Raw genomic sequence first — 19452 nt, forward strand, 5'->3', positions numbered from 1 at the left:
TCAGCGGAACCGGGCGCGGGCGATCGCCCGCGACACCTCCGCCGGCTGGTCCACCTCGAGGATCAACCGGTCGTAGGCCGGTCCCTCCAGGTCGACCAGCAGCACCTCGTCGGCGCGGTGCACGCACCAGAAGGACCGACCGTGGGAACGGGAGACGTAGCTGCCGGCCATGATCAGGCCGGGCCAGAAGGTGCCGGGCAGTCGCCAGCCGGCGCCCCGGCGGTACGCCTCGGCGCGGCCCACCGTCCGCACGCCGGTGACCGAGGCGGTCGGCACGGCCACGCCCGCGGTGAGCGCCCAGAGCCGGTCCGCCCCGGTCAACCGGACGACCAACTGCTCCGGGTCCACCTGCACCAGCACTGCCATGATCCACAGCCTACTCGCCGGTGCGGGCGGCTCCCAGGGCCGAGGGACCGTCCGTGCGGGCAGCCGTCGGTCGCGGGCTCAGCGGGCGGTGTCGGCGACCGCCTGGGCGAAGACCTCGGAGCGGTGCTCGAAGTTGCGGAACCGGCCGTAGCTCGGGGCCGCCGGGGAGAGCAGCACCACCCCGCCGGCCGGGGTGAGCTTGCGGGACAGCCCCACCGCGGCGACCAGGTCGTCGGCGAGTTCGGTGCGCACCGCCGGCAGCCCGGCGAGCGCCGCCACGATCCGGGGACCGCTGTCCGGGATGCCGATCACGGTGATCTCCCGCTCGGCCAGGTGGTCCCGCAGCGGGGTGTAGTCCAGGCCCCGGTCGGTGCCGCCGACGATCACCGTGAGCGGCCGGCCCTCGTACGCGTCGATCGCGTGCATCGCCGCGTACGGGCTGGTGGCGAGGGTGTCGTCGACGAAGGTGAGGCCGGACGGGTCCGGGATCTCGGTGAGCCGGTGGGCGAGCCCCTGGAACTCGGCGACCGCCAGCGCGAGGGAGTCCTTCCGGGCGACCACGTCGACGCCGAGCGCGTCGAGCACGGCGAGCGCCACGCACAGGTTGCCCTCGTTGTGCCGGCCGACCAGGGGCAGCACCGCCCGCGGGAAGAGCGGCTGGTCCCGCAGGTGGAACCAGGGCGTGCCGTCCGGGCCGTTGGCGACGGAGGTGGCGTCCGGCGAGCCGGCGCGGACGGCCGCGCGGTCGCCCAGCTCCAGGGCGAGCCGAGGGTCGGCGCCGTTGACCACGACCGTCCGCGGGCCGTGCGCGAGCAGGTTGAGCTTGTCCTGGTAGTACTCCCGCTCGCCGCCGTGCGCGTCCAGGTGCTCGGGGAAGAGGGCGGTGACCACGGCCACCCGGGGCGAGTCGGTCAGGTCGGCGCACTGGTAGCTGGAGAGCTCCAGCACGTACAGCTCGGCCTCGGGCAGGTCGAGCAGCGGCACACCGATGTTGCCGCCGAAGACGTTGGGCCGGTCCATCGCGGTCAGCAGGTGACTGATCAGGCTCGACGTGGTGCTCTTGCCCTTGCTCCCGGTCACCCCGACCGTGCGGTCGGCGTGGTCGGCCATCCACAGCGCGCTGCCCTGGGTGACGGGCACGCTACGGCGGCGCAGCTCGACCATCCAGGGGTGGGTGTTCGGCACCCCCGGCGAGCGGACCACCACGTCGGCGGCGGCCAGCCGGTCGAAGCCCTCCTCGCCGGTGACCAGGGGCGCGGCCTCGGCGAGCGGCCCCTCCCAGGGCAGCGTGAGGAAGTTGGCGCTGTCGTCCACGACGACCAGGCCGGCGGGGCCGTGCGCGGCGATCGCGGTCACCGCCGCCCGGCCCTCCCGGCCGGCGCCCCAGACGGCGACGGTACGTCCGCGCAGGTCAGACAGGCGCACGGGCTCTCCTCGGGGGTTTCGACGGCGATCGGCGGGCAGGGTCCGGCGCAGCCGGACACGGCCGGACGAACCAGGGCCTAGTATGGCGTGTGCCCAACGAGCAGCTCCGGCGGATGGACGCCTTCACCTTCCCGTCCTACTCGATCGACTTCGCCACCGGCGAGGCGTTGTTCGACTACGCCCTCACCGGCCCCCACGGCGAGCAGCGGTTCACCGAGGTGATCACACTCCCGCTGCCGGCCGAGCCGGTGTCGGACGCGACCGCGGCCACCCTCAACCGGGTCCTCGAGCTGCTGCACGTGGTCGCCGGGGTCAGCTACTACAAGGCCGCCGCGCCGCACCGGCTGGTGCTGCCGACGCCGCTGGGCGCGGCCGCCGCCGAGCTGGTCACCGCCGTCTACACCAAGGGCCTCGCCGAGTACGCGTACCGCAACCGGCTGCCGCACGTGCTCGAGCTGCGCCCCGAGGTGCCGGCCGGCGAGGTCGGCCCACCCCGGGTGTACGACGACTCGGACCGCCGGCCGCTCTCCGCGGTCGGCGGCGGCAAGGACTCCATCGTCAGTCTGGAGGCGCTGCGCCGCGCCGGTTTCGACCCGGTGCCCTTCTCGGTCAACCCGAACCACGTCATCATCGCGGTCAACCAGGCCTCCGATCTGCCTCCGCTGGCCGCCCGCCGCCGGATCGACCCGGTGCTGTTCGACCTCAACGCGGCCGGCGCGCTGAACGGGCACATCCCGGTCACCGCGATCAACTCGCTGATCGCGGTCGCCACCGCGGTGCTGCACGGGCTCGGCCCGGTGGTGATGTCCAACGAGCGCTCCGCCTCCGACCCGAACCTGGTCTGGAACGGTCACGAGATCAACCACCAGTGGTCCAAGGGCGTCGAGGCGGAAGGGCTGCTGCGGGCCGCGCTGGCCGAGCACGCCGGGCTCACCGAGCCGTACTTCTCCCTGCTGCGCTCGCTCTCCGAGCTGCACATCGCCCGGCTCTTCGCCGAGATCGAGCGGTACGACGACGTGGTGACCAGCTGCAACGCGGCGTTCAAGCTGCGCGACGCGAGCGAGCGCTGGTGCCGGAACTGCCCGAAGTGCCGGTTCGTCTTCCTGGCCATGGCGCCGTTCATGTCGCGCGAGCGGATCACCCACATCTTCGGCGGCGACCTGCTGGCCGACGAGACCCAGGTCCCCGGCTACCGGGAGCTGCTCGGCGTGGACGGGCACAAGCCGTTCGAGTGCGTGGGCGAGGTCGAGGAGTCGGTGGTGGCGCTGAGCCTCCTCGCCCAGCAGGAGCAGTGGCGCGACGCCCCGGTGGTCCGCGCCCTGGTCGACGCGCTCCCCGACACCGCCTGGTCGGCCGCCGCCACGTCGGACGTCTTCACCCCGGGCGGCCCGAACTTCGTCCCCGCCGCCTACGCCAAGGCCCTCACCGCCCTCACCTGAGGAGGACCGGCCGGAGCTGGCCGAACCGCCACCTCATCTGGTCGATCTCGACGACACTGGAGAGGTCCGTCCGCCGGCGTCCGGAAGGCACGGTGAGTCCGATGACCCAGTCCCTCGTCGTGGCCGCAGAGCAGCGGCAGGCTGACCGCGACCAGGCGGCGGCGGTCGGCGAGGCCGAGGGGCGGGCGACCCTGGCCCTGCTCCGGCAGCTTCGGGACGACGACTGGCAACGCCGTACCGACGCCACCGAATGGGACGTCCGCACGACGGTCTCCCACCTCGTCGCCCAGGCCGAGGACGCGCTCCGACTGCGCACCATGCTGCGCCGGGAACTCGTGGGACGCCTCCACCGCCGCGGCAAGATCCCCGTCGACGCCCACACGGCCGTCGGGGTCGACGAGCACCGGTCGGACCGGGGGCCGGAGCTGGTCGAGCGGTTCGCGGTGTTGTGGCCGCAGGCGGTACGGGCCCGTCGGCGCAGGCCCGCGCTCCTGCGCCGGGCCAGGATGAGCCTGGGGATGCCGGGGGTGCCGCGCGTCCGCGTCGCCTACCTGCTCGACGTCATCCTCAACCGGGACCTGTGGATGCACCGGGCGGACCTGGCCCGGGCCACCGGCAAACTCTTCGTCATCGCCGAGCACGATCGGCACATCGTCGCGCAGGTCATGCGGGATCTCGCGCTCCAGTGGTCGGCGGCACCGGTCGCGCTGGAACTCACCGGCCCGGCCGGGGGCACGTGGCTGATCGGCTCGGGCGAGCTCGTGGCCGTCGTCCGCGCCGACGCGGTCGCCTACCTGCGCGCCCTGGCAGGCCGCGACGACAACGTCGACCTGGAACTCGTCTCCGGCGACGCAGCCGTCCTGACCGCGCTCCGCCAGGCCCGCATCCCCTTCTGACGCGCCCCCACCGGTCGGGCGGGACGACTCAGGTGTCGCGCACCGCGTCCAGGGCGAGCAGGGCGACATGCAGGGACAGGCAGGCGTCGACGGAGTCCAGGTCGACGTCGAGGATCCGGCCGATCCGGGCCAGCCGCTCGTAGAACGCGGGCCGGGACAGGTGCGCCGCCGCGGCCGCCGCGGACTTGTTCCGGCCCTGCTCCAGGTACGCCCGCAGGGTGCCGAGGAGCTGCTCGCGGGGATGCTGGGCGTCGTAGGCCAGCAGGCCGCCGAGCTCCCGCTCGACGAAGGTCTGCAACCGCGGCTCGTCCCGCAGCAGGTGCAGCAGGCCGGCCAGGCCGACGTGCGGCAGCCTGAAGACGGGCAGCTCCCGGCGGTCCCGGCGGGCGGCGTCGGCGATCTGCCGCGCCTCCACCAGCGAGCGGCGCGCCTCGCGCAGGCTGGACACCCCGGAACCGGCGGCCACGATCACCGCAGCGGGGGTGCCCGGCGCCGGCCGGGGATCGAGGCGTACCCGCCGCAGCGCGGCGGCGAACGCGGCGAGCGCCCGCTCCTCCGCCTCGGCCTCCGGCAGCGCGAGCAGCGCGCCGACGGCCTGATCGTCCATGGCGCTGGTCAGCGCCGTGAGCTTGGCCTCGCGCAGCGCCTGCCCGACCGCCTCGGCCAGGTCCCGCAGCCGGGCCGGGCCGGCCTGCGGTCCGCCGTCGGGGTCGTCGGACCGGTGCCGGACCACCACGCCGACCAGGTGCCGACGCTCCAGCACCACGCCGAGCGCGCGGGCCCGCAGCCCCACCTCGTCCACCGGTCGGGAGTGGTCGAGCAGCGCGGTGAGCAGGGTGCGGTGGATCTGCCGTTCCAGCCCCTCGGCGTCGCGTCGGATCAGCCTGCCCAGCGCCAGCGTCGACGCGGCCCGCTCGACGAGGATGGTCAGCCGGGTCGGTGGCGAGCCGTCGCCGGCCGGCGTGCCGGCGGCGGCGAGGTCGCCGCTCGGCCAGCGCAGCAGCAGCCGCCCCCAGTCCTGACCCCGGGCGCCGACGGTGGTGACGAGCCAGCCGCTGTCCAGGTCGTACGCGGTGCGCCCGTCCGGCCGGATCCGCCGGGAGTGCTGCTCCCAGCCGTCCAGCAGCAGCTCGGCGCTCTCCCCCGCCGGGTCGTACGCCAGCACCTGCCGGGACAGGTTCTCCAGCACCACGGGGCTGCCGGCCAGCTCGGCCGCCTGCCGAACCACCTCGGCCGCGTCAGCGCCCTCGACGGAGAGCTCGGTGAACCGCTGGTGGATCTCCTCCGTCGCGCGCAGCTCGGTGAGCTGGGCGTCCACGATCAGCGCGTGCACCGCCTCGGTGATCCGGACGAACGGGGTGGCCCGCCGCAGCTCCACCAGCGGCAGCCCGCGCCGCTCGGCGGCCGCCGCCATCACCCGGGGCACCCCGCTGACGTAGCGGCGACCCAGCTCGACCACCAGCCCGGAGACGCCGACGTCGGCCAGGGCGCCGATGAAGGCGCGCAGCCCGGCGTCGTCGGCCGGAAGCCCGATCCCGGTGGTGAGCACCAACTCCCGCCCGTTGAGCAGGGTGGCGATGTCCGGCACCTCGGCCACGTGCACCCAGCGGACCGGCCGGTCCAGCCCCGCTTCCCCGGCGACCAGGCGCGGGGCGCCGTGGCGGACCGGGTCGAGCGCGAGAACCTCACGGACGGTAGGGAACACGGCCGACACGCTACCCTGCGTCACCCCTGATCCCGAACAGCCGCTCGGCCGTGGTTCACCAGCTCGCCGTCCAGCGGTACCAGCCGCCGCCGAGCGGCCGGAAGACCGGGGACTCAAATGACCCGTTCCCGAGCGACGGGGTGGGACCGTCCGGCAGGTAGGCGAAGCCGGCGTCGTCGAAAAACGCGCCGTTCTCCTCGTAGAAGACGACTCCGCCGGACACCAGGTAGGCCCGGGTGATCCGGTAGCTGCCCACCGTGGTCGGCACCGGCACCGGGTCGAATCCGGTGGCTGGCGAGCGCTCGGGCAGCTCCGCCACGACGGCCTCGAACGCGTCCCGGCTCAGCGCCCAGCGGGCCCGCAGCGGCACGCCCGTGACCAGCAGGACGAGCATGACGACCGCCATCGCCGGCGCGAGGGGCAGCCACCACGGCCAGGTCCGGCCGGCGCTGTGCGACAGCTGCGCCCCGACCGTCCACAGCACGACCGCGACGCCGAGAATGGCGACGGCGGCCATCGCGATCAGCACCGCGAACCCCGGAACGCTGAACGCCCACGACAGGCACCCGGCGCCTCCGACGCCGACCCCGTGGGCGCTCCACACCACGCCACGACGTGCCGCGACCGGGTTCATGCGCGGGACCCTACCGATCCGGACGCCGGCCGTGGGGGCTCAGAGCGGGTCGTCGCGGCCCAGCTCCCAGCAGGCCACGGCGGTGGCGGCGGCGACGTTGAGCGAGTCGACGCCGCGCCGCATCGGGATCACCACGCGGACGTCGCTGGCCTCCATGGCGGCCCGGGTCAGGCCGGCCCCCTCGGCCCCCATCAGCAGGGCCGCGCGGGCGCGCTGCGCCGCGTCCAGCCGCTGGATCGGCACCGCGTCCGGCGCGGGCGTCATCGCCAGCACCGTGAAGCCGGCCGCCCGGACCTGCGCCAACGCGTCCGGCCAGGGCTCCAGCTTCGCGTACGGGACGGCGAAGACCTCGCCCATGCTGACCCGGACGCTGCGCCGGTAGAGCGGGTCGGCGCAGGACGGGGAGAGCAGCACCGCGTCCACGCCGAGGGCGGCCACGGCCCGGAAGATCGCGCCGAGGTTGGTGTGGTTGTTGACGTCCTCCAGGATGACCGCCCGCCGGGCGCCGGCCAGCACCTCGGCCGCGCTCGGCAGCGGCTTGCGGTGGAACGAGGCGAGCACGCCCCGGTGCACGTGGAAGCCGGTGGCCCGCTGGAGCACCTCCTGGGTGGCCGCGTAGACCGGGGCGTCGCCGGTGTCGAGGTCGGCGAGCTGGTCGGCCCGCTTCGCGTCGACCAGGTACGACCGGGCCGGATAGCCGGCCCGCAGCGCCCGCCGCAGCACCAGCTCCCCCTCGGCGATGAACAGGCCGTGCGGGGGCTCCCAGCGGGTACGCAGCTCGACGTCGGTCAGCGCGCGGTAGTCGGCGATCCGGTCGTCGTCGGGGTCGGTGATCTCGTGGACGGGCACCCGACGATTCTGCCGGACGCCCCGCACCGCCCCGGCCACCGGCCGCGTCGCGGAGCGGATGAGCGCGGCGGGCGCCGCTGGTCAGCTGGCTCGTTCGTAGCGCAGCAGCACGCTCGCGCCGTCGAAGCTGCGGGATCCGACCAGGCGCAGGGCGAGCCGGTCCTTGGGCGGGAAGACCGGCTTGCCGCCGCCGAGGGCGACCGGGTGCACGATGACCTGGTACTCGTCGATCAGACCGTGGTCGGTCAGCGCCGCGGCGGCACCCGAGCCGCCGGTGAGCAGGAGGTCCCCGCCCGGCTCCGCCTTGAGGGCGGCGACCTGCTCGACCAGGTCGGCGCCGATGACCCGGGCCCCGTGGTCGGCCGTTTCGAGGGTGCGGGACAGGACGATCTTCGGGGTACGCCGCCAGATCGGCGCGAACGCCCGACCGTGCGCGTCGGACATCGACTCGGCCCGCGGCCACCAGTACGACATCATTTCCCAGACCTTGCGCCCGTAGACGAACGCGCCGGCCCGTTCGCTCTGCTCCAGGGAGTACGCGGAGAGCTCCTTCCCCATCACGGGCCAGTCGAACTCGCCGTTCGGCCCCTCGATGCAGCCGTCGACGGACTGGTGCACCCAGTAGATGATCTTGCCCATGGTGTTCTCCTCGATCGGCCGCGCCCCCGGCGGGCGCGGTCACCGGTGGGTCGGAGCCGCCCGGCCGGATCCGACAGCCCGCGCGGATTTTTTCCGTCGGGTTCTCCGGGCGGCGGCGGCGCCGGCCGTCGGGGCGCGGGCCGCCGGGGTTGCGCCACCCCGGTACCGTCCGGACCCGTGGCCGGTCCCCTGATGATCGCCCTGGTCGGCGTCGACGGCTCGGGCAAGAGCACCCAGGCGCGGGCGTTGACGCGCCGGCTCACCGCCGGCGGCACCCCGGCGAGCTACTTCGAGAACGCCGGCGGGCGCCCGCTGTGGAACCGGCTCGCCCGGACCCTCGGCCGGCGTGACGGGGTGGCGCTCTTCGGCCGTACCCTCTATCCGGCCCTGGAGGCGACGGTTCGCGCGCTGGCGATGAGCCGGACGCTGCTGTGGTCCCGGCTGACCGGCCGCACGGCGGTGCTGGACCGCTGGACCTGGTGCCAGTACGTGATCATGGCGGCCCGCGGCGACCGCGGCGGACGGGCGGTCCGGGCCGCGTACGCGCTCTTCCCCCGGCCGACCGTGGTCTGCTTCCTGGCCACCTCGCCGGCGGTGGCGCGGGACCGGGTAACGGCCCGGGGCATCGACACCGAAGAGTTGGCGCACCTGCGCGCGCTGGACGCCGCGTACCGGGCGCTGCCCGAGTTCGGGACGGTCGTGGTGGTCGACGGGGACGGCGACCCGGACGAGGTGGCGGCGGCGCTGGACCGGGTGGTGTCACCCCTGGTCCGGGGCTGACCGCGCGCCCGCCGGACTAGATTGTCGATCATGGAGTACCGCCTGGTGGACCGGCTGCCCACCGTCGAGGAGTTCGTCGCCGTCACCTCCGCCGTCGGCTGGACCGACGCGTACGACCCGGCGGCGATCCCGGCCTCGCTGGCCGCCTCGCTGCACGGAGTGGTCGCGGTCGAGGGCAACCGGGTGATCGGGATCGGGCGGCTGGTCGGCGACGGGGCGATCTACTACTACCTGCAGGACCTCGCGGTGCGGCCGGAGCGGCAGCGGCGCGGGGTCGGCGCGGCGATCCTGGGCCGGCTGGAGGAGTGGATCGCCGCCCGGGCCTCGCCCCGGACGTTCGTCGGGCTCTTCGCCGCCGGGGAGTCGGTCGGCCTCTACCGCCGCTTCGGGTACGCCGTGCACGACGACATGACCGGCATGTTCCGCGTCGGCCCGTACCGGCCCCCGCACGGCGGGCCGGGGCACTAGGACCCGGCCCGGTGCCGTCGGCTCAGCCGCGGCGGTTCTGCAGCCAGCGCAGGAGGTCCGAGGGGATGCCCCGGTCCTGCTGCTGCCGCGGCTGCTCGGGCCGCGGGGTCGGCTGCGGCTTCGGCCGCTGCGGGTCGCCGGCCAGCTCGCGGCTCGGCGCGGTGAAGTCCTGCACCGGCTGGCCGCTGACCGTGGTCTTGATCACCCGGGCCACCGCGTCGATCACCTTCGCCTGCACCGGCGCGCCGACCAGGTCGGTCGAGTCGTCCGGGTTGGCGGCGATGCCGGCGACGGCCACCTGCGGGGTGAAGCCGACGAACGTCTCGGTGGCGTTCCGCTCCGAGCTGCCCGTCTTGCCGGCCACCGGCCGGCCGACGATCCGGTCGACCGAGGTCGCGGTGCCACCGTTGCACTGCCCGTACGCCGACTGCTGGCCGACCGGGCAGCGGGCCGCGTCGGTGGCCGCCCGGGCCACGTCGGGCTCCAGCACCTTCTTGCAGGACGGCTGGCCGACGGCCACCTTCTCGCCGTTCGCGGCGGTCACCGAGACCACCGGCAGCGGGGTGCAGTACGTCCCCTCGGCGGCCACGGTGGCGTACGCGTTGGCCAGGTCGAGCGGGGTGGTGGCGGCCACGCCGAGGGTGAACGCACCCCAGTTCTCCGCGTCGTCCCTGGCGAATGCGGCGTCGGAGTCGGCCCGGAACTTGATCCCGAGCCGCTGCGCCATCTCGACCGCCTTCGCCGGCCCGACCTGCTCGGCCAGCCAGACGAAGTAGGTGTTCACGGAGCGGCCGAAGCCGTCCCACATCATCCGGTACCCGTCCATCCACTCCGGGTTGGCGTTGGCCGGGCACCACTTGCCGTCGCAGGCGCCCTCGCCCTCGGCGGCGTACCGGGTGGGCAGCTTGCTGGGGGCGTCGAAGCCGGTCGAGAGGGTCTTGCCGGCCTCCAGCGCGGCGAGGATGGTGAAGAGTTTGAAGGTGGAGCCGGCCTGGTAGCCGTCGACGCTGGCGCCGCCGGAGATCAGCGGGTTGACGGTGTTCGGGCGGTTGGCCTGCCCGGCGGGGTTCTCGTCCAGGCTGTAGTGCCGGTTCACCGCCATGGCGAGCACCCGGCCGGTGCCCGGCTCGACCGCCGCGATCGGCAGGGCGCGCTTGTTGTCGTACCCGTAGACGCCGGTGGCCTGCTGCTGCGCGGTCTGCTGGACCTTGGGGTCCAGCGAGGTGACCACGGTGTAGCCGCCGCGCCGCAGCGCCTGCTCGCGCTCCTTCACGGTGTTGCCGAAGGCGGGCTGGGTCAGCCACCACTGGCGGAGGTAGCCGCAGAAGAAGCCCCAGTCGTCGTGCCCCTGGGCGACCGCGGTGCAGCCGTTGGGCTGGGCGGTCGGGTGCAGCGTGAGCGGCTCCGCCTTGGCCGCGGCGGCCTGCGCCTCGCTGATCGCGCCGGTCTCGGCCATGGCGTCGAGCACGTACGCCCGGCGCTCCAGCGCCCGGGCCTTGTCGCCGTCGATCGGGCTGTACTCGTCCGGCGACTGCACCAGCCCGGCGAGCAGGGCCGCCTCGCCCAGGGTCAGATCGGCCGGCGCCTTGCCGAAGTAGCGCTGGCTGGCCGCCGCGACGCCGTACGCCCCGGAGCCGAAGTAGGCGATGTTCAGGTAGCGGTTGAGGATCTCGTCCTTGCTGAGGGACTTCTCCACCGCGGAGGCGTACCGGATCTCCTGGAGCTTGCGCCCGACGGTCTGCTCGGTGGCGGCCTGCCGCTCCTCGGCCGTGCGGGTGGGGTCGGTCTTGAGCACGTTGCGGACGTACTGCATGGTCAGCGTGGAGCCGCCCTGCTCGGTGCCGCCGCCGCGGACGTTGGCGACCAGCGCGCGGGCGATGCCGCGCAGGTCGGCGCCGCCGTGGGAGTAGAAGCGCCGGTCCTCGGCCGCGACGATCGCCTGCCGCATCACCGGGGCGATCTCGGCCAGCGGCACGTCGGTGCGGTTGACGTCGTAGAACGTGGTGATCAGGGTCTTGCCGTCGTTGGCGTAGAGGTAGGAGCGCTGGGGCTGCGCGGGGGTGCGCAGCGCGTCGGGCAGCTCCACGTACGCCCCGAGGGCCGCCTTGGCGACCTGCCCGCCGAGCAGGCCGCTGGGCAGCGCGGCGACCGCGAGGACGAGCCCGGCGAGGGCGCCGGCGAGGAGCACGGTGAAGAGCCGCGACAGCGGCGACCGGGGTGACGGCATGCACCCCAGGATTACCGCGAAAGCCGCCAACCGGCCACCCCGCCAGGCAACTGTCAGTTACCTCACGGCGACTTCCCAGCTACGGGCGGGTCATCAGGTGGCGAGGGGGCCGTTCGGGGAGGATCCGGGCGCCGTCGGGGTGGCGACGCTGGCGGTGGCGGCGTCCCGGGCGATGGCGGCGGGCACCAGCCGGCCCGAGCGGTAGCCGATGCCGATGCCGGCGACCAGCACGAAGAGCGCGCCGAAGGTCTGCAACGAGCCGATCAGCGCGCCGCCGAGGCCGAGCAGCGGGGCGGCGATCATCAGCATGACCCCGTCGCCGTAGCTGAACATCCCGGACCGGGCGACCGACCACCCGGTGAGGAACCATCCCAGGCTGTAACAGGTGGCCCCGAAGAGGACCAGGCTCCGCGCGGTGGTGCCGAAGACCGGCGTCTCCTCGGCCAGCCCGGCGAACGGCAGCAACAGCACGGTGCCGGCGATGCTGACCAGCAGGCCGGCCGCGGCGACCCGGCGGCAGCGGGTGGCGGCGAGCAGGCCGGTCAGGGCCAGCAGGGCGAGCAGGCCGAGCCAGACCGCGGCCACCCAGCCCACCAGGTAGAGCGCCCGGCCGTCGGCCGGGTAGGGGTCGTTGCCCACGCCGCCGTCGCTGGCCATCGCCACCGCGCCGTAGAGGATCGCGTACGCGGGCAGCAGCCAGACCGCCGCGCGGGCGAACCGCCGTACCGACCAGGCCCAGCTCGCGTTGGTGGCCGGGGCGGCCGGCCCGGGGTCGGAGACGAACGGCAGCACCCCGAACCCGCCCCCGGTACGCCGGCTGCCCAGCGGACCGGCGGGATCGTGGTCGCCGGGGACCGGCTCCCTGGACCACAAGCTGTTCGCCGGATCCTTCATGCGTCACCTCGCTCCGCCTGCGGGCGGCGCGGGACGCGTACGGCGCCCCGGCTCCTGCTCACCACCCGTCCTCAGACCGATCGTGGCAGGCGCCGGGGCGCCGCATGAGTGTTTCTCGCATTTGCCGCCCGGCTCGGACGGCGGCCGGATCAGCCCCGCTCGCGCTGGTCCGACGGGTCGTTGAGCAGGCTGTCCGGGGAGACCGGCTCCGGCGCGGGCAGCCCCTGCGGCTTCGCACCGCCGGTGGCCTGCGCCTCGGCGACGCGTACCTCGTCGTGGATCCGCTGGGCCGCGGCGGCGGCGGCCTGCGCCGCCTCGGCGGCCTCGCGCTCGACCTGGCTCGCGTGGTCGGCCGCTTCCGGCGCCGGGAGGTCACCCACCATCTGGCTCAGACCGCCCAGCGCGCCGCCCATCCCCTCAAGAGCCTTGGTCAGCTCGGCCGGGATGATCCAGACCTTGTTGGCGGTGCCGTTGGCGATCTGCGGCAGCGCCTGGAGGTACTGGTAGGCGAGCACCTTCTGGCTCGGGTTGGCCTGGTGGATCGCGTCGAAGACCGTCCGGATCGCCTTCGCCTGGCCCTCCGCCTGGAGGATCCGGGCCTGCCGGTCACCGTCGGCGCGGAGCACGGCGGACTGCTTCTCACCCTCGGCGGTGAGGATCTGCGACTGCTTGTGCCCCTCGGCCGTGAGGATCGCCGCCCGCCGGTCCCGCTCGGCGCGCATCTGCTTCTCCATCGAGTCGCGGATGCTCGCCGGCGGCTCGATCGCCTTGATCTCGACCCGGGTGACCTTGATGCCCCACCGGCCGGTGGTCTCGTCCAGCACCCCGGAGAGGTGCCGGTTGATCTCGTCCCGGCTGGTCAGCGCGCGCTCCAGGTCCAGCGAACCGATCACGTTCCGCAGCGTGGTGACGGTGAGCTGCTCGATGGCCTGGAGGAAGCTCGAGATCTCGTAGGTCGCCCGGACCGCGTCGACCACCTTGAAGTAGAGCACCGTGTCGATCGAGACGACCAGGTTGTCCGAGGTGATCACCGGCTGCGGCGGGAAGCTGACCACCTGCTCCCGCATGTCCACCTTGGTGCGGACCGCGTCGATGAAGGGGACCAGCAGATTGAGGCCCGGGTTCAGGGTGCGCTTGTACTTGCCGAGCCGTTCGACCACGTCCTGGCGCTGCTGCGGCACGATCCGCACCGCCTTGATCAGCGTCACCACGACGATCAACGCCACGGCGGCCAACAGCACCAATGCAAAGTCCATACCGTTCACCTTTTCGCTTCGGGAAGCTCACCGGGGTGGGAAATGTCGTCCTGCCAGACCAGGGCGGTGGCGCCCCGGACCTTGATCACCTGCACCCGCTCACCGGGGGCGAAACTCTGCGTCACGTCGTACGAGCGGGCGCTCCACAACTCGCCGTCGATCTTGACCATGCCGTGCTCGGCGTCCACCCGCTCCAGCACCAGCGCGGTGGAGCCCTCGATCGCCTCCACGCCGAACGGCTGGTCGCCGCTCTCCAGCGCCGACCGGGCGTGCCGCCAGATGACCGGCCGGACCACCGCCACCGAGAGCGCGGAGACCACCGCGAAGACCAACGCCTGCAGCGCCACGGGGGCACCGAGCGCGGCCGCCCCGGCGGCGGCGAACGCCCCGGCAGCGAACATGATCAGGAAGAGCGTCGTCGTGAAGATCTCGGCGACCGCCAGCACCACACCCAACACGATCCACACCACGGCGTCCACGTAGCAATCGTGACACGTCGAAGCACGCACCGGCGTCCCGTGATGATCAGTAAGCTCTGCGGCACCCGATGCCCCGCCGAGCGAGGAGAACCGCCGTGCCCCTGCTGCCCGACACCGCCCGACAGGTCGACGCCCTCGTCAGCCGGGCCCAGGCGGAGGGGCGGGCGCCCTCGCTCGCCGTCGGGGTGGTCCGGGACGGGGCCCTCGCGCACCTCGCGGTCGCCGGCGAGCACCCACGGCCGGACGCCGACCAGCAGTACCGGATCGGCTCGATCAGCAAGACGATGACCGCGGTGCTGGTGATGCAGCAGCAGGACGCCGGCCGACTCGCCCTGGACGACCCGCTGGAGCGGCACCTGCCCGGCACCCCGGTCGGCGCGCTCACCCTGCGCCAGCTGCTCGGGCACGCCAGCGGCCTGCAGCGGGAGCCGGAGGGCTCCTGGTGGGAGCGGACCGAGGGGATCGACCTGGCCACCCTCGTCGCCGGGCTGACCCCGGACAAGATCGCCTACCCGCCGCACCACGTCTACCACTACTCCAACCTGGCGTACGGGCTGCTCGGCGGGGTGCTGGAGCGGGTCACCGGCACGCCCTGGTACGACCTGCTCCGCGAGCGGATCCTCGAACCGCTCGGCATGCGCCGGACCACCTACCACGCCACCGAGCCGTACGCCCGGGGCTACGTCGTGCACCCCTGGCACGACACCCTGCGGGAGGAGCCGCGTACCGACACCGGGGCGATGGCCCCCGCCGGTCAGCTCTGGTCCACCGTCGAGGACCTGGCCCGCTGGGCCGCGTTCCTGGCCGACCCGGCGCCGGAGGTGCTCGCCCCGGAGACGCTGGCCGCGATGTGCGCCCCGGTGGTGATCAGCGACCTGGACTCGTGGACCGGCGGGCACGGCCTCGGCGTGGAGCTCTACCGGGTCGGCGACCGGGTGTACCTGGGCCACGGCGGCTCGATGCCCGGGTACATCGCCGGGCTGGCGGTCCACCGGCCCAGCCGCACCGCCGTGGTCGACTTCGCCAACTCGTACGGCCTGCGCGGCGGGCACCACATCGTCGGGCTGGCCCGGCAGATCCTCACCCTCGTGCTGGACGCCGAGCCCGCCGCGGTGCCGCCGTGGCGCCCGGCCGCCGCGCCGCCCCCGGCCGACATCGCCGAGCTCACCGGCCGCTGGTGGTGGATGGGCACCGAGTACGAGGTCCGCCCCGACGGCACCGGCAACCTGCTGGCCGGCCCGGTCGGTCAGCCGGTGCTCCGGTTCACCCCGGAGGGCCCGGACCGCTGGCGGGGTCGCTCCGGCGGCCAGGACGGCGAGATCCTCACCGTCGTCCGGGACGAGGCAGGCCGGGCGGTCGCCCTCGACATCGCCACCTTCGTCTTCACCCGCACTCCCGACCAGGAACCCTGACCCACCACGCCGCCCCGACCCGGCCGGGCTCGGACCGGGCCGGGCTCGGACCTGGCCGGCCGGCGGGCGGGGTCGGTGCGCCACCGCTACGAAGGACACCCCCTCCGCAACCGGACCGCGCAGCCCGCCCACGACGGGGCCCGGGGCCGCCGTGCCCGGCGGAGGGATCAAGCCTGACCGCGCGGAGCCGGGCACGGCGGCCCCCGGCCCTGAACCGCGACAAGCGGCAAGCGGCAAGGAGCCGACCGACGACTACAAAGGCTCGGTCACGAAGTCGATCAACCGCTCCATCGCGTTGATCAGCGGCGTCTCCACGTCCGCGAAGCTGTCGACCCGGGACAGGATGCGCCGCCACATCTCGGCCGGCTCGGCCACTCCGAGGGCCGCGCAGACGCCCTCCTTCCAGGGCCGTCCGGGCGGCACCACCGGCCAGGCCCGGATGCCGAGCGCCGCCGGCTTGACCGCCTGCCACACGTCGACGTACGGGTGGCCGGTGACCAGCACGTGCGGCGAGGTCACCGCCGCCACGATCCGGCTCTCCTTGGAGCCGGCCACCAGGTGGTCGACGAGCACGCCGAGCCGCCGGCCCGGGCCGGGGGCGAAGGCGCGGACCTCGGCGTCGAGGGCGTCGATGCCGTCCAGCGGCTCCACCACCACGCCCTCGATCCGCAGGTCGTCGCCCCAGATCCGCTCCACCAGCGCGGCGTCGTGCACGCCCTCGACCCAGATCCGGCTCGCCTTCGCGACCTGCGCGCGGACGTTGTCGACCGCGATCGAGCCGGAGGCGGTACGCCGTCGGGCCGCCGGCACGGGGGCGCGGGTCGGCCGGCGCAGCGTCACCGGCCGGCCGTCGAGCAGGAAGGCCGCCGGCAGCAGCGGGAAGTTGCGCCGCCGGCCGTGCCGGTCCTCCAGCACCACCGCGCCGGCCTCGAAGCCGACCACCGCGCCGCAGAAACCGGAGTCGGCGTCCTCGACCACCAGGTCCGGCTCGGCGTCCACCTCGGGGGTGACCTTCCGCCGTCGCCAGTCCCCCGCCAGCACGTCCTCGCCGTATCGCCCCGCCATGTGGATCACGCTAACCGGCGGTCCGGCGCGCCGCCCGCCGACGCGCCGCCGCGACGCCGGCCCGCCCGGACGGCGGACGCCGCGGGCCCGCAAAAAGGGGCGAAGAAGGCAGTTCGGGGCAGGCTACGCGGCCGGAGCGGCAGTCGAGACAGGGGCGGCGGCGAGCACGTACCCTTTCCGCATGTCCCTCCCCGCCACGGGCGCGGCCACCCTGGCTCCGCGCCGGTCCAGCCGGTTCGTTGCCTGGGTGCGCGCCTGGCGCGCCGGCCTGGTGCCCTTCGACGAGGTCGCCGACTCCATCGCCGGCGACGAGGAGCACCTGGTCGCGGACGCCCCCGGCACCTGGACCGACGTCCCGCTGCGGGACGCGCTGCCCACCCTGGCCAAGCTCTCCCCCGACGAGATCAGGCTGGTGCTGCCCGCGCCCGGCGACCCACGCGGCCTGCCCGGCCCCGGTGACTTCGCCGGCGCGGCGCTGCTCGCCGCGGAGGCGGTGGTCGCCGGCGGGCTCGGGCTGATCCCGCAGGTGCGCAGCCACACCTCGGGCTCCGGGATGACCTGGGAGACGGTGCTCTGGCGGGTGTACCCGTTGCCCCCCAACGCGCCGGCGGCGTCGCTCACCGCGCCCGGCGCGGCCGAGGCGGAGGCGGAGCTGGCCGCCGCGCTCGCGGAGACCACGGCCGCGCTGACCCGCCTCGACGTCGCCCAGTGGCGGCCGGAGCTGGCCGGGGCGCTCGCCGCGCTGCGCCGCCCCGACGGCGCCACCGACCTGCCACCGGGCTTCGACCCGCGGGCCCGGCGACTCTTCGCCCGGGCCGCGGTCCTGGACCGGGTGCTCGCCCTCGCCGGGCACAGCGCGCCGGGCGGAGCGATCAACAACTACGAGGCCCAGCAGCGCGACGCCGCGCTGCGCCCGCTCACCACCGCCTGCCGGCAGGCCCTGGTCGCCGCCTGCAACGCCCCGCTGCGCCCCTGAGGGCGCAGCCGCCGGGGCGCGGGCTCAGATCTCGTCGATCAGGTCGGCCACGGAGTCGACGATCCGGGACGGCCGGTACGGGTAACGCTCCGCCTCGGCGCGGCTGCTGATCCCGGTCAGCACCAGGATCGTCTCCAGCCCCGCCTCCAGCCCGCAGAGGATGTCGGTGTCCATCCGGTCGCCGATCATCGCGGTGCTCTCCGAGTGCGCCTCGATGGTGTTCAACGCCGAACGCATCATCATCGGGTTGGGCTTGCCCACGAAGTAGGGATCCACCCCGGTCGCCTTGGAGATCATCGCCGCCACCGAGCCGGCCGCCGGCAGGGCGCCCTCCACCGAGGGGCCGGTCGCGTCCGGGTTGGTGCAGATGAACCGGGCCCCGTCGTTGATCAGCCGGACCGCCTTGGTGATCGCCTCGAAGCTGTAGGTGCGGGTCTCCCCCAGCACCACGTAGTCGGGCGCGAAGTCGCTGAGCACGTACCCCACCGCGTGCAGCGCGGTGGTCAGCCCGGCCTCCCCGATCACGTACGCGGTGCCACCCGGCCGCTGGTCGGCCAGGAACTGGGCGGTGGCCAACGCCGACGACCAGATCGCCTCCTCCGGCACGTCCAGCCCCATCCGGACCAGCCGGGCCTGGAGGTCGCGCGGGGTGTAGATCGAGTTGTTGGTGAGCACCAGGAACGGCTTGCCGGAGGCACGGAGCCGCTTGATGAACTCGGGTGCTCCGGGCACCGGCTGGCCCTCGTGCACCAGCACGCCGTCCATGTCGGTGAGCCAGCTCTGCACCGGCTTGCGGTCATGCATCAGTCGTCGTCCCAAGGGGGTGTAGGGGTCGGTCGGGCTCACGGGCGCCGGGCGGCAGGGACGCAGCACGGCGTCGGGCAGGTGTCCCACATCGGCAGCTCGCCGAGGCGGCGGCGCAGCCGCTCCCCGTCCGGCGCCGTCCGCTCGGTGACCAGCTCGCGGACCATCGCCACGAAGCGCGGGTCGGTGCCCGGGGTGCCGGCCCGGACGAAGTCCAGGCCGAGCTGCTTGGCCGTCTCCAGCGCCTCGGTGTCGAGGTCCCAGACCACCTCGAGGTGGTCGGAGACGAAGCCGATCGGGCTGACCACCACGCCGGTGACGCCGAACGCGGCGAGGCTGGCCAGGTGGTCGTTGATGTCGGGCTCCAGCCACGGCACCTGCGGCGGGCCGGACCGGCTCTGCCAGACCAGGTCGTACGGCAGGTCCGGCGCGGCGGCCGCGTGCACCAGCCGGGCGGTCTCCGCCAGCTGCGCGGTGTACCGGCCGCCGTTCGGGCCGGCGGTGGCGGCCATCGACGTCGGAACGGAGTGCGCGGTGAAGACCAGTCGGGTGGTGTCCCGCTGCGCCGGATCGAGCTGGGCCAGCGCGGTACGCACCGCGTCGGCGTGCGGCTCGACGAAGCCGGGGTGGTCCCAGAACTGCCGCAGCTTCTCGATCACCGGGGCGTCCGCGCCGACGGCGGCCCGGGCGGCGGCGATGTCCTCCTGGTACTGCCGGCAGGACGAGTAGCCGCCGTACGCGCTGGTGACGAAGGCCAGCGCCCGCTCGACCCCGTCGTCGCGCATCTGCGCCACGGTGTCGGCGAGCATCGGGTCCCAGTTCCGGTTGCCCCAGTAGACCGGCAGGTCGACGCCGTTCGCCGCGAAGTCCGCCCGGATCGCGGCGAGCAGCTCCCGGCACTGCTGGTTGATCGGGGAGACGCCGCCGAAGTGCAGGTAGTGCTCGGCGACCTCCGCCAGCCGCTCGGGCGGCACGCCCCGCCCCCGGGTGACGTTCTGGAGGAAGGGCACCACGTCCTCGGGCCGCTCCGGACCGCCGAAGGAGACCAGCACCAACGCGTCGTACGCCATGGCGCCATTCTCCCCCGACGGCCGTGACGACCCGACGACGACCCCGGACGGTCGGGTTTCGGAGCCGC

At 74.3% G+C, this 19452-nt stretch carries 19 protein-coding genes; 6 read left to right on the plus strand and 13 right to left on the minus strand.

Features of this window, described 5'->3' with window-relative positions:
* Both EV384_RS28170 and murD read right to left on the minus strand, forming a co-directional pair.
* A complete protein-coding gene (locus EV384_RS28170) occupies nucleotides 1-366 on the minus strand; it encodes a hypothetical protein (RefSeq protein WP_130337988.1) in 366 nt (121 codons plus the stop codon).
* A gap of 78 nt (nucleotides 367-444) precedes the next feature.
* Nucleotides 445-1791 carry a UDP-N-acetylmuramoyl-L-alanine--D-glutamate ligase gene (gene murD, locus EV384_RS28175; RefSeq protein ID WP_130337990.1) on the minus strand — a complete coding sequence of 449 codons (1347 nt, stop codon included), beginning with the start codon at nucleotides 1789-1791 and terminating at the stop codon, nucleotides 445-447.
* Nucleotides 1792-1880: 89 nt separating this feature from the next.
* Between murD and EV384_RS28180 the strand changes: the two genes are divergently transcribed.
* Together EV384_RS28180 and EV384_RS28185 are read left to right on the plus strand one after the other, a co-directional pair.
* Nucleotides 1881-3230, plus strand: coding sequence for a MurL-like N-terminal domain-containing (locus tag EV384_RS28180; RefSeq protein WP_130337992.1), 1350 nt, complete (start codon nucleotides 1881-1883; stop codon nucleotides 3228-3230).
* Nucleotides 3231-3331: 101 nt separating this feature from the next.
* Entirely contained in the window at nucleotides 3332-4126 is a 795-nt protein-coding gene (locus EV384_RS28185) for a maleylpyruvate isomerase family mycothiol-dependent enzyme (RefSeq protein WP_130337994.1), read from the plus strand.
* A gap of 28 nt (nucleotides 4127-4154) precedes the next feature.
* On the opposite strand, the gene EV384_RS28190 is transcribed toward EV384_RS28185, so the two are convergent.
* From EV384_RS28190 to EV384_RS28205, 4 genes are read right to left on the minus strand one after another with little or no spacing between them, the layout of a single operon-like run.
* Nucleotides 4155-5831 (minus strand): PucR family transcriptional regulator, encoded by a 1677-nt coding sequence (locus tag EV384_RS28190; RefSeq protein WP_479724762.1) that lies wholly within the window; start codon nucleotides 5829-5831, stop codon nucleotides 4155-4157.
* Between the two features lie 55 nt (nucleotides 5832-5886).
* Nucleotides 5887-6465 carry a hypothetical protein gene (locus tag EV384_RS28195; protein ID WP_130337998.1) on the minus strand — a complete coding sequence of 193 codons (579 nt, stop codon included), beginning with the start codon at nucleotides 6463-6465 and terminating at the stop codon, nucleotides 5887-5889.
* A 39-nt stretch (nucleotides 6466-6504) separates the two neighbouring features.
* Entirely contained in the window at nucleotides 6505-7374 is an 870-nt protein-coding gene (locus tag EV384_RS28200) for a TrmH family RNA methyltransferase (protein WP_242624545.1), read from the minus strand.
* Between the two features lie 21 nt (nucleotides 7375-7395).
* Complete coding sequence (locus EV384_RS28205) at nucleotides 7396-7953, minus strand: dihydrofolate reductase family protein (RefSeq protein WP_130338002.1); 558 nt, start codon at nucleotides 7951-7953, stop codon at nucleotides 7396-7398.
* Nucleotides 7954-8130: 177 nt separating this feature from the next.
* On the opposite strand from EV384_RS28205, the gene EV384_RS28210 reads away from it, so the two are divergent.
* Both EV384_RS28210 and EV384_RS28215 read left to right on the plus strand, forming a co-directional pair.
* The gene (locus EV384_RS28210; protein WP_130338004.1) at nucleotides 8131-8733 is read left to right on the plus strand and encodes a nucleoside/nucleotide kinase family protein; all 603 of its coding nucleotides are present in this window, start codon (nucleotides 8131-8133) and stop codon (nucleotides 8731-8733) included.
* Nucleotides 8734-8763: 30 nt separating this feature from the next.
* Nucleotides 8764-9201 (plus strand): GNAT family N-acetyltransferase, encoded by a 438-nt coding sequence (locus EV384_RS28215; protein ID WP_130338006.1) that lies wholly within the window; start codon nucleotides 8764-8766, stop codon nucleotides 9199-9201.
* A gap of 22 nt (nucleotides 9202-9223) precedes the next feature.
* Here EV384_RS28215 and EV384_RS28220 read toward each other — a convergent pair whose 3' ends face one another.
* The 4 genes from EV384_RS28220 to EV384_RS28235 form a co-directional block, all read right to left on the minus strand.
* On the minus strand, nucleotides 9224-11428 hold the full coding sequence (locus EV384_RS28220) for a transglycosylase domain-containing protein (RefSeq protein ID WP_130338008.1): 2205 nt from the start codon (nucleotides 11426-11428) through the stop codon (nucleotides 9224-9226).
* Nucleotides 11429-11521: 93 nt separating this feature from the next.
* On the minus strand, nucleotides 11522-12322 hold the full coding sequence (locus EV384_RS28225; RefSeq protein WP_130338010.1) for a hypothetical protein: 801 nt from the start codon (nucleotides 12320-12322) through the stop codon (nucleotides 11522-11524).
* 149 nt (nucleotides 12323-12471) lie between these two features.
* Entirely contained in the window at nucleotides 12472-13578 is a 1107-nt protein-coding gene (locus EV384_RS28230; RefSeq protein WP_130338012.1) for an SPFH domain-containing protein, read from the minus strand.
* A gap of 5 nt (nucleotides 13579-13583) precedes the next feature.
* Nucleotides 13584-14057, minus strand: a complete 474-nt coding sequence (locus EV384_RS28235; RefSeq protein WP_130338014.1) for an NfeD family protein — start codon at nucleotides 14055-14057, stop codon at nucleotides 13584-13586.
* A 95-nt stretch (nucleotides 14058-14152) separates the two neighbouring features.
* Between EV384_RS28235 and EV384_RS28240 the strand changes: the two genes are divergently transcribed.
* A complete protein-coding gene (locus EV384_RS28240) occupies nucleotides 14153-15469 on the plus strand; it encodes a serine hydrolase domain-containing protein (RefSeq protein WP_130338016.1) in 1317 nt (438 codons plus the stop codon).
* A 252-nt stretch (nucleotides 15470-15721) separates the two neighbouring features.
* Here EV384_RS28240 and EV384_RS28245 read toward each other — a convergent pair whose 3' ends face one another.
* The gene (locus EV384_RS28245; RefSeq protein ID WP_130338018.1) at nucleotides 15722-16534 is read right to left on the minus strand and encodes a DUF3097 domain-containing protein; all 813 of its coding nucleotides are present in this window, start codon (nucleotides 16532-16534) and stop codon (nucleotides 15722-15724) included.
* Between the two features lie 181 nt (nucleotides 16535-16715).
* Between EV384_RS28245 and EV384_RS28250 the strand changes: the two genes are divergently transcribed.
* The gene (locus EV384_RS28250) at nucleotides 16716-17510 is read left to right on the plus strand and encodes a hypothetical protein (protein WP_130338020.1); all 795 of its coding nucleotides are present in this window, start codon (nucleotides 16716-16718) and stop codon (nucleotides 17508-17510) included.
* Nucleotides 17511-17534: 24 nt separating this feature from the next.
* On the opposite strand, the gene EV384_RS28255 is transcribed toward EV384_RS28250, so the two are convergent.
* Entirely contained in the window at nucleotides 17535-18404 is an 870-nt protein-coding gene (locus EV384_RS28255; protein ID WP_207232500.1) for an HAD-IIA family hydrolase, read from the minus strand.
* Complete coding sequence (locus tag EV384_RS28260; RefSeq protein ID WP_130338024.1) at nucleotides 18353-19384, minus strand: ferrochelatase; 1032 nt, start codon at nucleotides 19382-19384, stop codon at nucleotides 18353-18355. The genes EV384_RS28255 and EV384_RS28260 overlap by 52 nt, the downstream gene beginning before the upstream one ends.
* Between the last annotated feature and the right edge of the window lie 68 nt (nucleotides 19385-19452).

It is taken from the genome of Micromonospora kangleipakensis (assembly GCF_004217615.1).
Taxonomy (GTDB): Bacteria; Actinomycetota; Actinomycetes; order Mycobacteriales; family Micromonosporaceae; genus Micromonospora; species Micromonospora kangleipakensis.